Raw genomic sequence first — 14447 nt, 5'->3', positions numbered from 1 at the left:
CATGAAAAGGTCAATAATCATAAAGAGAATAGCGAGCGCAGCCATCATCATACAGCTGGTTGCCCTGACGATGTCCTGTAAGGACTACCTGAACATCGACAATTACTTCGACGACGAATTTAACATCGATTCGGTATTTGCAAATGCCAGGTTTATGGAAGCCTATATGTGGGGCGCAGCAGCCATGTTTCCGGATGAGTCAAACACCATCCGGTATGGTTACACACCTGGGCCCATGGCTACTGACGAGGGGTTCAACGGGCTTACCGGCGGTGGATCAGCGAATGTTTATTACGGGATGGATTTTGTTACCGGAAATATTACCCCAGATTTTTACGGATCCGGCGGTGGCCCGCACGGGAATCTAAACCAATGGGGCAAATACTACAAAATCATCCGGAAATGTAACCTGATCCTTCAAAATCTTGATGTTCCCAGAGACCTGACCAACATGGACCGGATCCGAATCGAAGGGTATACACGGTTTATTCGCGCCTATGCCTATTACAATATCTTGGTGGATTACGGCCCTGCTATCTTGCTCGGCGACGAAGTAGTGAACACCAACGAATCCCTCGAATACTACGACCGTCCAAGGGCAACCTACGACGAAACGATGGACTATACCTGTGAAGAGTTTGAAAAAGCGGCCCAGTTGCTTCCACGGGAAGTTAGCATCCTTGACTTTGGACGCCCCACCAAAGGAGCCGCACTGGCATTAATCGCCCGGTTAAGACTTATACACGCCAGCCCGTTATTCAATGGTGGTCCGGTAGCGAGTTCCTATTATGGCAATTGGAAACGCTCTACAGACGGTGTGCACTATGTATCCCAGCAATACGACGAACGCCGGTGGGCGGTGGCGGCTGCCGCAGCCAAACGGGTGATGGATCTCGGGTTGTATCGGCTATATGCCGTACCATCAGATGATAGAACCCCCGCGCTTCCTGCGGGCGTCACTTCGGATCCCAATTTCTACAACGCGTATCCCAACGGGGCGTATGGCATCGATGCATTCCGATCATATTCGGATATTTTTACAGGTGAAGCGGTAGCTGCCATAAATCCGGAGCTGATATGGGGCAGAAACACCGGATATATCGCTGAGTTTATCAGCAGAGGTTCTATGCCGCCATCTTTAGGTGGCTGGGGGCGCTTCTCCGTCACCCAGAAAGTGGTTGATGCCTACCTGATGGAGGATGGCCGCACCAAAGAAGAAGCCCGCGGCGACACCTATTTTGAAGTGGAGGCAGATCTTCCCGCTGGCGGAACCTTCAACGATCTCTTCACCGAGCAGGCGAAATTTTTCTCCGGATACCCCTTAAATGCCGGGGTCTTTAAAATGTATGCCAACCGCGAGATGCGGTTCTACGCATCCATCGGATTCAACGAGGCGGTTTGGCAGGCATTGTCCAGTACGACAATTAATAACCACACGGCCAAGTACTACTATCAGGATGTCGATGGCCGGGGCGGCGTAAGCGCGGCGTCCCCCAATTATCCGATTACAGGGTATGTGATCAAAAAATTCAACCACGCTTATGACGCCTTTAACGGCACAGGTGCCCGGCACATCCCTAAAGCGTATCCCATCATCCGGTATGCAGAAATCCTACTGTCATATGCGGAGGCACTTAACAACCTGACGGGTAGCCATACCGTGCAGTTAGGGGATGAACAATTCACCGTTAGCCGGAACCCCGAAGAGATCAAGAACGCCTTTAACCTTGTCCGCTATCGCGCGGGACTGCCCGGACTATCTGACAACCAGCTTGCCAGCACGAGTGTCGTTCAACAACAAATTGAGCGCGAACGCATGGTTGAATTTTTGTGGGAAAACCGGCGCTTCTATGACGTGCGCCGCTGGGGCATCTACGAAGATACAGAACGGGAACCCATGCGGGGCATGAACCCGGATGGGTCCACCCGGGAAAGTTACTACAGACGCACCATCCCAGGGACCTCATCATTCCTTACGCGTGTAGTCGACAAGAAATTCATTTGGGTACCAATACCTCGTGCCGAAATGAGAAGGTTGCCTTCTCTTGACCAGAATCCGGGCTACAATTAGGATAAAACTATAAGAAAATGAAACAAAGTTATATAACAATATTTGCACTGGGCACGGTGTTCGTATCGTGCAACGACAATGCCGTGTTTGAAAAGGAAATGTACAAAAATGAAGTTGCTTTAATCAGCAGCGACTATCACAATACGTTTCAGGAAATTGTTCATTTGACAGGCGAAGAAGAAATTATCGGGTATGTCGCCGCGTCCACCGGAGGTACACATGCCCCGGAAAAAGATCTGGTTGTTGGGTTAATAGAAGATCCCGAGCCATTAGCTGAATACAACTGGTCACTTTATGATGCCGATGAAAGGTTGTATGCCAAACTGCTGCATAAGGACAAGTATGAGATTATGGACGACAAAATCCGGATCAAAGCCGGAGAACGTACCGGGCGAACCATGATTAAGCTGCGTCCGGATGGTTTATCACCCGATTCAACCTATTTTATCGGATTAAGAGCCACTGATATTTCCGGTGTGGAAATTAACCCAAAGAAAAGCACCATGCTTTATCAGGTCCTCATTAAGAATGATTATGCCTCCCAGGCGGACAATTCCTTCTATACAATGACCGGATTGGTAAACGAAATGGCGACCGCCGCAAATAAACAGCTCTTTCCGCTAACCCACAACAGTGTGAGGATGATAGCCGGCAATGAAACGTATCAGTCCACGGAAGCGTCCATTGCAAAAACAGCTATTATACTTGAGGTGGATGAAGAAAACCGGGTGTCCATCAAACCGTATGGCAATATACAGGTCACCCAACTGAACAACGATCCCATGTATCCGAATATATTCAGGGTAGAAGAAGCCTTTGGGAGAAGAACCAACGTATTCTTGTTGTCGTATGAGTATACTATCGACGGTGCAACAAAGATTATGAAGGAACGGGTGGAGTTGCAAATTAGGTAAGAACCATATGCTGAAAAAGAAAGACAACTTTACTCGAAGAGCTTTCATACATGGCACCATCGTGACCGGTCTGGGCCTGACGTTAATAAGCTGTAAAAAACCGGCAGATCCCGGGCCATCCAAATCTGATGAGCCCGTCAAACCGGATGGTAATGACGAACCGTTAAAAATCACAGACATATCTATTCCTTTCATTGTGGACGTATCCAAGGGAATGGAGTTTGAGATAACAGGCAGGGGGTTTGCGTTGTACGACGAGATCATGTTTCAGCCTGTGGCCGGTGGTAGCCAGGCACGAATAACCGTGCCCACAACGAATATTACCGCGAACTCCGCGGTTGTTATGCTCCCACTTGAACTTGTCTCCGCAAGATATGAGATTCATGTAAAGCGGGGCGCAAAAACATCCTTGCTGGGAGCAACTACCTTCAATCTTGTTTTCAACGCCAATATTCCCAACCGGGCTGGGATGACCGTAAAGGGAACGGTCCATGCTGCTGGTGTAGGCATTGCCAATGTTGTGGTCTCGGATGGTTACGCCGTGACGAAAACAGATGAACACGGAATATACTACCTGCCATCGGCCAAAAAAAACAACTATGTATTTGTCTCTATACCTGCTAATTATGAGGTGGCCAACGACAAGAGCCTACCACTTTTTTTCAATCGGCTCAACCGGGCGGAACATGTTGTGGAAATCAGTGATTTTGAACTTACCCCCGTCAACAACGACAATCATGTTGTCATGATATTGGGTGATATGCACCTGGCAAACCGAAACCAAGACATCAATCAATTCCAATCAGGATTTCTGGCCGATGTAAACAACGCGATCCAAAACCATAAGAACAAGGGGAAAAAGGTTTATGCACTGACCTTGGGAGACATGACCTGGGAAACTTACTGGCAATCAAACAACTATGGCCTCCCAGATTATCTTCAAGAAATGAATAAAATAAACGCCCCTGTATTTAACACCATGGGAAATCACGATAATAACCCGGCTGTCTCCGGTGATTGGGAAACTGCTGATAGGTTCCGTGCAATCATAGGGCCCACTTATTATTCATTTAATATCGGAAAGGTACATTATGTCGTCCTGGACAATGTGGAATACCTCAATACCAATAACCGGAACTATAACGGCACTATCGTAGCCGACCAAATGGCGTGGCTGAGAAAAGACCTTGATATGATCACAGACAAAAGTACACCTATCGTTGTCGCGATGCATATCCAACTCTTTTCGAACCCGGTCATAGACAACGCAGGAAATGAAAGCCGAAACCTTCGCTTGAGCAATTCCCAGGAGCTGATCGATGTTTTGAGTGCCTTTGATACGGTACACATATTTACCGGGCATACCCACATGAATTACAATACCCGGTATTCACCTTCCCTTATGGAACACAATATAGGGGCGGTGTGCGCAACATGGTGGTGGACGGGAAGGTTGTCCGATAACCAAATCTGTAAAGATGGTACGCCGGGAGGATACGAAATATGGGAAGCTGACGGCCGAAACCTGAAGTGGACCTACAAAAGTATAGGCTATGATCAGGACTACCAGTTCAGGACCTATGATCTGAATAACGTACATCTTTCGAAAGATAAATACGCCCCTGCTTATACTGGTACGGCATGGAATACTTATGCTGCGGAATATGCTAATCCGAACCAGCACAATGAGGTGTTGATTAATATATGGAACTATGATACGGACTGGACTGTGGAAGTGATGGAAGAAGGTGTCCCTCTGCCGGTAACAAGGGTACATACCAGGGATCCACTGCATATTATATCCTATTCCGCGAGGCGGCTGAATACCAATAACGTACCAACAGCAGATTTTGTTACAGCCCCGTCAGCACACCTGTTTAAGGTGAAGGCGTCATCCCCCATCAGTACCTTGGAAATCAAAGTCACCGACTGTTTCGGGAGAGTCTATACGGAGCGTATGGTTCGTCCTAAAGAACTGGAATACCACATGAAGTAGAAGAAACATAACTGATTATTTTAAAAATCAAAACAATGAAAACGAATTATTACACTAATATAAAAAAGGCTTCAACAATGTTGTTGGGACTGATATGCCTTAGTTTTTTAGTGCCTTTTTCTTCCTGTAAGAAAGATGATGAAAGGGCGGTGCCTTTCGCTTTGAAGGACAACCCATCAGATCTGTCGGTATCGTCGCAGGGGGCGTCCCAAACCTTCGATGTACAGACTACAGGGACATGGAAGATTGAGCCCTTACGCAACGAAAGATGGTTAAAAATTGAGCCGACGGAAGGGCAAGGAGACGGAACTTTTACAGTAACCGTTGACAGGAACATGTCGCTGGAGCCGCGTCAATCGGTATTAACGTTTGTGGTGGATGGCAAGGTACAAAATAACATTTTAAAAATTGAACAGGCAGCACGTAGCCCGGAAAACGGAAATGGCGAGTCATATGTCAATCTAGACGGGCTGGCAAGTTTAGAAGTTCCCGAAGATGGACTTCATGGACGATATGCCATCCGATCTACAGGAGAGTGGAGAGTCGAGATCATTGAAGGATCGGATTGGTTCAGCATGGAGCCTATGCAGGGGCGCTATGACACAGGCGTGAATGTGAGTGTTGACGTAAATCTGTCACCGGATCCACGTACAGCACGACTTGTGTATTACCTAAACGGCGAACAGGTGCCCGGTATATTTGAGGTTAATCAGGAAGGCGTAGAAGTTATCCTCTATGAAGATTTTAACTGGTTGAATTACGGAAGTGCGATTTTTTACACGACCACCGGTGAAACAAGAATGGATAGTTGGACCGCCGGTGAAAAAGCAATGGGATGGAGCTATTATCAGCCCGACCCAACGGGTGTTCCATCGGTATATGCCCGTCCGGGGTTTTTGAAATTAGGACGAACGAATTACGGTGGCGAGGTACTCAGTCCTAAGCTTTCAGCCGTAGAGGGCACGCAGAATCTGCGGGTATCATTTAAAGCTGTACCTTATCAGACTGCGGCAGGAGCAAGAGATGTAACCATCCTCAAAATCGGCATTATCGGCCCGGGCACACTCAGTCAAGATCAGTTTGACATCAACAACTGGCCTAACTACACGACTGACCCGAACTGTACGGAGATTTGGAAGGCGCCCGAAACGACACGGACTTTTACAATAACGGGAGCTACTGCCGAAACACAAATCTGGTTTTTAGGTGGTGCTTATGACTTGCGGGAAGGGAGCGGATGGACCGGGGCAAGAAACGTAAACCGTATATTTTTAGATGATATATTGGTTACCGTGCTGAAATAAATTTTTTGCGTGCCGCACCCAGCAAGCCGTAGCTGCAGAACGACCTTTCCCTTGGGAGGGGTCGTTTCTGGTATGTGCCCGTATGGGTAGAACGACGGTTTTACTGACTGCGATGGAAAATCCAATCTACATGGATTGAAGTTCGCCAAGTGTTCTAACGACTATCTGATCGGCAAAATGTTCCCTTAAATGGCTGCCATTGCCGTGCACAGTCCAAATCTCGCGGGGATTCACCCCGACAACATAATCCAGAATATCCTGCCAATCCACGTGATCAGAGATATACAGCTCCATGTCATTCCGATGCTGCAGATGTTTCCATCCAGACGCGAATACGCGCAGTACATTCGTCGCCCGGTAATAGCTGTTGAAGGTCATCGGGGGAACAATATAGATGTGATCGGCACCATCAACTTTCATCATTTTCCGGTTATAGGGTTCATATCGCAGTTGCGTGATTCCCATTGATTCATAAAGGCGGTGCAACGGTAATATGCTGTGGTGCAATAGTATCCTGCGGCTGGGGCAATGCTCGTTAATCAAAGCGGTCAGCCGCTGCGCTTTGCCCAGCGCATAGGCCCCCAACAAGATGGGATGGGGCTTTTCTTTCAGCTTCATTATTTCAACCGCGGGGTCAGGATGGCTGATTCCGGGATCCGCAAATGTGCTTTCGGTGATGAGCACATCGGCTTCCACCATTTCCAGCGGCTCACATGTGCTGTCGGCCTGCATCTTATAATCGCCCGTGTACAGGTACCGAACTCCCCCATATTCCATTAAAATCTGCGCAGAACCCAGCATATGTCCGGCGGGAATAAAGCGGATGGCTACACTTCCAATCGTAAAAGGTTGATGGTATGAAAATGTGGTATAGGTATGCGCAGGCTGCTTGTTGTAACGATAGCGCATGAATGCTGCCGTGGCTGCCGTACAGCAAATCTCACGGTGCCCCGGCGTAGCATGATCACCATGGGCATGGGATACCAACGCCAGGTTCACAGGCAGCAGCGGATCAACATAAAAATCACCATACCGGCAATAATACCCCTCAGGCCGCTTAATTAAAAAATCCGGTAAAATCTTGCCCATCGTGCTATCGTTGCGAGCGGAAAAATCGGTCGAGCGCCAATACTTGGGGAATAATGGCGCGCACGCCGTCGTTTACAATAACAAAGTCCGCCAGTTTCATCTTCGCATCATCGGTCCACTGCCTTGCCATCCGTGCGCGCACTTGCTCGGCGGTAATGTTATCGCGCTCCATTACCCGCGCAATGCGCACTTCCTCAGGTGCGGTAACCAATATATTATACCGGTTTAATTTAAACGAGCCACTTTCAAACATCAGGGCGGCTTCCTTAATGGTATAAGGCGCCTTCTGGCTAATGGTCCAGGTTTCTCCCGCCTGTATGACCACCGGATGCACCAATGCGTTCAACCGGTTCAATTGCGCTGCGTCACCAAACACTTTCGCCGCCAGGTACCCCCGGTTCAGCGAACCATCTCGGTGGTATGCTTCGCTACCGAATGCCTCTTGGATGGCCTCAACCAACCCGTCATCGGTCACCATCAAACGCTTGGCTTCGGTGTCCGCATCAAAAACGGGAATCCCCAAAATGCCGAATATCCGGCAGACGACCGATTTTCCGCTGCCGATCCCTCCTGTTATCCCAACTTTCAAAGGTTCCATCTTTACTTCCTCACAAAAAAGTCGACGTTCTGGGGTTCTATTTTCACCAGTCGGCAGAATTCCGGCATACGCGTGATGATAACCGGTAGTTTGTTAACGCCATGCTCCACCCATTCTTCCATGTTCACCACGGCTTCGAACGAGTTGGCTGTTACCCTGGTAAAATCCCGCAACGACACCATTACGGTAAGCTTTACCCTGCCAGGTAAGAGTTTCACCGAACTGAACGATTTGGCATTTTCTACCTTCAGTGGCACTTCAAGGATTTTTTCGGTCACCTCTCCCACCGGTATGCTTACCTCCACCATTGTGGGGTATACATTGATGTTGGCGCGATGATTCTGTTTCAGGCGCACCGTGGTATGGATATCGCTGCTAACATCGGTTGCCCGGATAGTATCTGTTTCCCATCGTTCGATTTGCACGACATCTTCGAGCGGACCTGTGATCGTTACGTATTCAGGAGAAACCCGTAAATCGTCAATAACGGCATACTGCCTGCTGAACTGAAGACGATACAACGGGGTTACCGGCACTTTCCGCTCGGTCTGTTTGGAAAAATCAAAATACAAAGTGTCGGGCGAAACCGCAATAACCCGCTGGTTGGCCGGAAACTGACGATTGATAAACCCAAGCTGGTTGCCAAGGACAATCCAATTCCGATTTTCCAAGCCACTGAGATCGACCTGTATTGGCTGTACCGCGGATTGCAATCTGAAAAACAGCAGCTGCCATCCAACGGCTCTCAAACGAATACTTACCGTGTCAGACTGTAAAGGATGAAAAGCCCGGTTATCCGGAATGTTGACGTATTGTACGCCTGATTTTACCGTATAGGTATACGTGTTGGATACCGCAAAAAGCCCCCAAGCCAAAAAAGAAAAAACAATGCATTTGGCAAAGATGCTAAGTTTACGCCGTTGCGCTTTGTTTAAATTCAAAATCGGCATACCGTATAAGCAAGCAAAAATAGCCAAATAAAATCATCGGGCAATATATAAAAGCCACGGAAACCACCAATCGTAAAATCTGCGGTTCCGTGGCTCCCACCATACCGGTATCTTTTTAAGCTTTGGGGCTCGCTGTATTTAGCGCCTTGGAGGCGTCCAAAGAGATGGCCGATTTGTCAAAACGAATCTTCACGCCACCGCCAACATCCACAAGGAAGGTGGTTTCGGATACTTCTACAATTCGTCCGTGTATGCCCGCAGTGGTTACCACGCGATCATTTACCTTTAATTCCTCAATATATTTCTTATGATCTTTGGCTTTTTTCATCTGTGGTCTGATCATGAAGAAATAAAACACCACGATGATCAAGATCATAGGTAGGAACCCCATTAGCCCCCCTCCGGCACCTCCTGCCTGTAATAAAATAGTTGATGTAATCATTATTATTCGTTATTTGATTTGCTAAATTATATCCGTGTAAATCCGGCCATCGCCTTCATCACTTCTTTACTTCTCCACGTAAGTGCAACAAGGTGTTCGGACTTGAAGCATTGGATGTCACCGTCACGACCTTATGTTGTTTTCCCACCTGCCCTGAGCTGTTAAATACAACCTTGACCATGCCCTCCTCTCCTGGAGCGATGGGATTCTTGGAATACTCCGGCGTGGTGCACCCACATGAAGCCTGTACATTTGAAATAATCAGCGGTGCTGTCCCCTTATTGGTAAATCGGAATTCATGCGTTACCTTTTCGCCCTCTTTTATCTCCCCGAAATCATAAGAGTCCGATTCGAGTTCCAAAACAGCTGATGTAGCATCGCTGCCCGGAATAATGGTTTGCCCTACCGGCTGCTCGCCCATCTGATCCAACGGTATATCTTCACTGGGCGGATTGTCATGACTTTGTTGATTCCTTCCGGAATTGCAGGCTATGGCCAAAACCAACCCCGCAACAACTAACGGTATGCATTTCATAATGATGACTGTTTTTCTATGTAACACCTTATCATATTTATTAATCTAACAAGATATATTACCCCTTGTTTGTCATTCTACAAGCCCTCTTCCATGTTTGCGTATCCGCCCTGCTGCCTGCAGTTCATTGAGTATCTTATCTAAAATCCCATTAATAAACGTATTGCTCTTAGCCGTACTGAACACTTTGGAAATCTCGATATACTCATTGATGGTTACCTTTACCGGTATTGTCGGAAAATTCAGCAGCTCACAGATAGCCATCCGCATGAGCAGATTGTCCAGCAACGCTATCCGGTCAGACTCCCAGTTTTTCGTCTTCATACTGATTAGCTGTTGATAATCATCGGCATAGCGGATGGTGTTAACCAGCAATTCCGTGATGAACTGCCTGTCTTCATGCCAATTAGGTGTTAGGTCGGCCAATCGGTTCTGGCCGGGATCCTCACTGGTAAAATTCTTGAACGTTTTAGCAATCATGGCTTGCAACACTTCTTTGTCCACTTGCCAATTGATAAACTTTTCCTCAAACACCTGTTCAATTGCCGGCGACTTAAGGATAATCTTTTTGAATATGAATTTGATAATATCCTTTTCAGCGGCTACCGTTCGGTTGTCCTGCGCTAAATACGCGGCATATGCCTCCGTATCCTTCAATTGAAGGAATACCGCCCGCACAATTTCCGGATCAAAATTCCAAGAAACCTTATAATGCTTTATATCGGTCCGATATTTCTCATTATGCCGCAGGAGTTCAATGAACGTATTGTTATATAGCCGGGTGTTTGGCGACAGGTCTGCCGCTGTTGGCAGAAACTTATTTATCCGTTCCTCGGCATCAATCCTGACGTAGTCAGACACTTCATCCAAGAGATTTAGTGTCCACACATACATCTCATACACCTGGTCAACGCTTTTTAGTAATACCTTTTCAAACTTGTTGACCTGCTTATCTTCCGACAACTGGTACGCATACAGCGTCTGTAATACTTTGACCCTAAGGTGCCTTCTATTTAACATATTTTGTAAAGAACGAACGGATATAATATAATATTGATAGTCGGCTACTGCTTAATTTTACGCATATCCGCTATCCGCGTTTCAGCAATTTGGTTGGCCGCCTGATATGGTGCTACATTTTCGCTTAGCGATTTACGCAATACCGATCGGGTAGCTTCATAAATGTTTTCTGTAAGTGCCGCTGTCCGGGATGCACTGTATCCGGCAAGTTCCGAATAACAGCTGATTAGTCCGCCTGCGTTGATCAAGTAATCCGGTGCATACAGGATTTTCTTTTCCATGAGCAGTTGACTGTCTTCCCGCTCGTCCCGCAACTGATTGTTTGCCGATCCAGCAATAATACGGCACCGCATTTTGGCAATCGTTTCTTTGTTTACGGTTCCCCCCAAGGCGCATGGCGAATAAACATCCACATCCAATTCATAAATATTGTTGTTTGCCACTGCCACCGCCCTGTATTTATTGGCCACTTCGGCCATCCGTTCTTCCACGATATCGCTTACGTATACCTTGGCGTTTTCTTCGCGTAACAGCGCGATCAGCTGTTCTCCTACATTGCCTGCACCCTGAACGGCTATGGTCCGTCCGGCTAAACCGTCATTCCCATACAGTTCTTTCAACGCGGCTTTGATTCCATAGTATACCCCCTGAGCGGTAAAAGGCGAAGAATCGCCGCTGCCACCGAGCGACTTGGGCAGCCCCGCCACATGGTTTGTCTCCATCTGCAGGCATTCCATGTCCTTAGGTGTGGTACCGATATCCAACGAAGCGATAAACCGCCCGTTGAGCTGTTCTACGAACTGCCCGAACCTGCGCAGCAGCACTTCGCTCTTCTGTGTACGGTGGTCACCGATAATCACCGCATTGCCCCCACCCGCGTTAATGCCCGCTACGGCCGCCTTATAAGTCATTCCTCTTGACAGCCGGAGCACGTCGTCCATGGCTTCTTCCATACGCTGATACGGCAGCATCCGTACCCCGCCTATCGCCGGGCCAAGCGTCGTATCGTGAATGGCGATGATGGCTTTCAGCCCTACGGCGTTGTCGTTACAGAAAACAAGCGTTTGGTGACCAAACTGCTCCATGAGCTCGAAGGACGGATTGTCTTTGACGGATACGGACATACGCAACTCTATACTATGTAACGTGCTATGGATTATTGCGCAAAAGTAGCAAAATATTTGTGCATATAACCAATAGGGCTAAACATTTCGTATTTTTGCACAGTATCCGCATATCCGCAGCTACATGCATATACCCGAGCAAACAAATGAAACACCTTGCACACCTCAACAAATACTTTTATAAATACCGCTGGCGGATGATCCCCGGTGTTATTTTCGTGATTGTTTCCAATTACTTCGGGGTTTTACCCGCGCAGGTCATCCGCATTGCGTTTGATCTCGTCAAGGAAAACATCAGCATGTACCGGCTTTTTGATGGTTTCGGAAGGCAACAATTGGTATACGAAATCTTCGGTTATAGCCTATTGCTTTTTGGGGCACTGGTATTGTTGCTCGCCCTTATCCGTGGCCTCTTTCTCTTTTTAATGCGCCAAACCATCATTCTGACATCTCGGCATATTGAATATGATCTCAAAAACGAGATTTATAACCACTACCAACAGCTGGACATGGCATTTTACCGGAGGAACAATACGGGAGACCTGATGAACCGTGTAACCGAAGACGTAAACCGGGTACGTTCTTACCTTGGCCCCGCCGTCATGTATTCCATTAATACGCTGGTACTATCCATCATGGTTATCGCGGCTATGGTCAGTGTGAATGCCACCCTGGCCTTATACGCCTTGCTGCCCATCCCCATCCTGTCGGGCATCCTGCTGTTTGTCAATAAGGTGATTCACCGCCGTAGCGAACGTATCCAACGCCAGCTTTCCACGTTGTCATCCGTTGTACAGGAGACATTCTCGGGAATACGGGTTATCAAAACCTACAACCGCGAAGCAGATAAAATGGCGCGCTTCGCCGAAGAAAGCAACCGTTACAGGAATGCAGCCTTGGCACTGGTGAAAACAGAGGCCGTATTTTTCCCTCTTATCCTATTGCTCATCGGGCTGAGCACGGTCATTACGGTTTACATCGGCGGACTGGAAGTCGCCAAAGGCACCATTACGTCAGGCAACATTGCGGAATTCATCATCTACGTAAACCAACTGACGTTTCCGGCCATGGCGTTAGCATGGGTGACATCGCTTATCCAGCGGGCCGCGGCTTCCCAGAAACGCATCAATGAGTTTCTGCAAACCCAGCCGGAGATACGTTCCGTCTCCCACGGCCACTTTGAGGCCAAAGGCAACATCCAATTCGAAAACGTTAGTTTCACCTACCCTGAAACCGGCATTCAGGCTGTCAAAAATGTATCATTTGAAGTAAAACCAGGCGAAGTGCTCGCCATCGTCGGAAAAACAGGGTCAGGAAAATCCACCTTGGCCAACCTGCTGTTGCGCATGTATGATGTGCAGTCAGGCATGATCAAGATAGACGGCGTAGACATCCGGGAGTTACCCCTGCAATCGCTACGAAGCCAAATCGGTTTCGTCCCTCAAGAAGTTTTTCTATTTTCCGACACCATTGCCAACAATATCGCATTCGGGCTGAATACGGCCGAAACGGGGGCCGTAGAAGATGCCGCACGGCGCGCAGCCGTCTACGACAATATTATGGCTTTTGAAAATGGGTTTGAAACAACCATCGGCGAGCGGGGCATTACACTTTCGGGCGGACAGAAACAGCGGGTATCGATCGCGCGGGCGCTCATCAAACAGCCGAAATTATTGGTGTTTGACGACTGCCTGTCTGCGGTAGACACCAAAACCGAAGAAGAAATCCTGCGGAACCTGAGTATAGTTATGGAAGGAAAGAGCACGATTTTCATCGCACACCGGATATCCACCATTAAAAATGCCGATCACATCATTGTCTTAGACAATGGAACCATCATAGAAGAAGGAACACACGAAGAACTGATCGCCCTTCGCGGCAATTACTTCGAGCTGTACGAGAAGCAACTGCTGGAAGAAGCCGCTTAAGCAAAAAAAAACGGGCGCTTCATACGCCCGTTCTTAATCGCTAATCTGCTTTTCAAAGAAGATTTGCTTATGCTTCTTCTTCAGTTTCAGTTTTTGCTTTTTTGGCTTTTGCTGGTTTCTTTTCTGCCCCGGCTTCTGCTGGAACGTCTGCCGCTACAGCTTCACTTTGCTGGGCTTCAGCCTTGGGTTGCGCGGCCGCTACCGGCTCATGGTCAAAAGGAACCACCGAAACATACGATTTGTTATTCGCTTTCTTACGGAACACCACTTTTCCGTCAATAAGCGCAAACAACGTATGGTCCTTGCCCATACCTACGTTCAAATCAGGGTGGTGTTTCGTGCCCCGTTGGCGTACGATGATATTTCCGGCGATGGCTGCCTGGCCACCGAATATTTTCACTCCTAAACGTTTGCTGTGTGACTCACGGCCGTTCTTCGAACTGCCCGCACCTTTTTTATGTGCCATGTCTTATCCT

At 47.9% G+C, this 14447-nt stretch carries 13 protein-coding genes; 5 read left to right on the top strand and 8 right to left on the bottom strand.

Annotated features, from left to right (window positions below; genetic code table 11):
* The first annotated feature begins 1 nt into the window (after position 1).
* From BM030_RS12980 to BM030_RS12965, 4 genes are read left to right on the top strand one after another with little or no spacing between them, the layout of a single operon-like run.
* Positions 2-2071, top strand: coding sequence for a RagB/SusD family nutrient uptake outer membrane protein (locus BM030_RS12980; protein ID WP_090974030.1), 2070 nt, complete (start codon positions 2-4; stop codon positions 2069-2071).
* A 17-nt stretch (positions 2072-2088) separates the two neighbouring features.
* Positions 2089-2985 (top strand): BT_3044 domain-containing protein, encoded by an 897-nt coding sequence (locus BM030_RS12975; protein WP_090974029.1) that lies wholly within the window; start codon positions 2089-2091, stop codon positions 2983-2985.
* Between the two features lie 7 nt (positions 2986-2992).
* Entirely contained in the window at positions 2993-4981 is a 1989-nt protein-coding gene (locus tag BM030_RS12970) for a calcineurin-like phosphoesterase C-terminal domain-containing protein (RefSeq protein ID WP_090974028.1), read from the top strand.
* 35 nt (positions 4982-5016) lie between these two features.
* On the top strand, positions 5017-6285 hold the full coding sequence (locus tag BM030_RS12965) for a BACON domain-containing protein (protein WP_244518924.1): 1269 nt from the start codon (positions 5017-5019) through the stop codon (positions 6283-6285).
* A 126-nt stretch (positions 6286-6411) separates the two neighbouring features.
* Here BM030_RS12965 and BM030_RS12960 read toward each other — a convergent pair whose 3' ends face one another.
* The 7 genes from BM030_RS12960 to BM030_RS12930 form a co-directional block, all read right to left on the bottom strand.
* Positions 6412-7374: an MBL fold metallo-hydrolase gene (locus tag BM030_RS12960; protein ID WP_090974026.1), complete on the bottom strand. Its 963-nt coding sequence runs from the start codon at positions 7372-7374 to the stop codon at positions 6412-6414.
* A 4-nt stretch (positions 7375-7378) separates the two neighbouring features.
* A complete protein-coding gene (gene coaE, locus BM030_RS12955; RefSeq protein WP_090974025.1) occupies positions 7379-7972 on the bottom strand; it encodes a dephospho-CoA kinase in 594 nt (197 codons plus the stop codon).
* Between the two features lie 2 nt (positions 7973-7974).
* Positions 7975-8922, bottom strand: a complete 948-nt coding sequence (locus tag BM030_RS12950) for a CdaR family protein (RefSeq protein WP_090974024.1) — start codon at positions 8920-8922, stop codon at positions 7975-7977.
* A 115-nt stretch (positions 8923-9037) separates the two neighbouring features.
* Complete coding sequence (gene yajC / locus BM030_RS12945) at positions 9038-9361, bottom strand: preprotein translocase subunit YajC (RefSeq protein WP_090974097.1); 324 nt, start codon at positions 9359-9361, stop codon at positions 9038-9040.
* Positions 9362-9422: 61 nt separating this feature from the next.
* Positions 9423-9899, bottom strand: a complete 477-nt coding sequence (locus BM030_RS12940; protein WP_090974023.1) for a DUF1573 domain-containing protein — start codon at positions 9897-9899, stop codon at positions 9423-9425.
* Between the two features lie 72 nt (positions 9900-9971).
* Positions 9972-10919: a transcription antitermination factor NusB gene (nusB, locus tag BM030_RS12935; RefSeq protein WP_090974022.1), complete on the bottom strand. Its 948-nt coding sequence runs from the start codon at positions 10917-10919 to the stop codon at positions 9972-9974.
* Positions 10920-10963: 44 nt separating this feature from the next.
* Positions 10964-12043, bottom strand: a complete 1080-nt coding sequence (locus BM030_RS12930) for a Glu/Leu/Phe/Val family dehydrogenase (protein WP_090974021.1) — start codon at positions 12041-12043, stop codon at positions 10964-10966.
* Positions 12044-12189: 146 nt separating this feature from the next.
* Between BM030_RS12930 and BM030_RS12925 the strand changes: the two genes are divergently transcribed.
* A complete protein-coding gene (locus BM030_RS12925; RefSeq protein ID WP_090974096.1) occupies positions 12190-13971 on the top strand; it encodes an ABC transporter ATP-binding protein in 1782 nt (593 codons plus the stop codon).
* Positions 13972-14038: 67 nt separating this feature from the next.
* On the opposite strand, the gene rpmA is transcribed toward BM030_RS12925, so the two are convergent.
* Positions 14039-14437 carry a 50S ribosomal protein L27 gene (gene rpmA / locus BM030_RS12920; protein WP_090974020.1) on the bottom strand — a complete coding sequence of 133 codons (399 nt, stop codon included), beginning with the start codon at positions 14435-14437 and terminating at the stop codon, positions 14039-14041.
* Positions 14438-14447 lie beyond the last annotated feature (10 nt).

The sequence above is a fragment of the Parapedobacter composti genome (assembly GCF_900112315.1).
In the GTDB taxonomy this organism is placed as follows: Bacteria; Bacteroidota; Bacteroidia; order Sphingobacteriales; family Sphingobacteriaceae; genus Parapedobacter; species Parapedobacter composti.
This window is presented reverse-complemented; position numbering and strand designations above follow the sequence as displayed.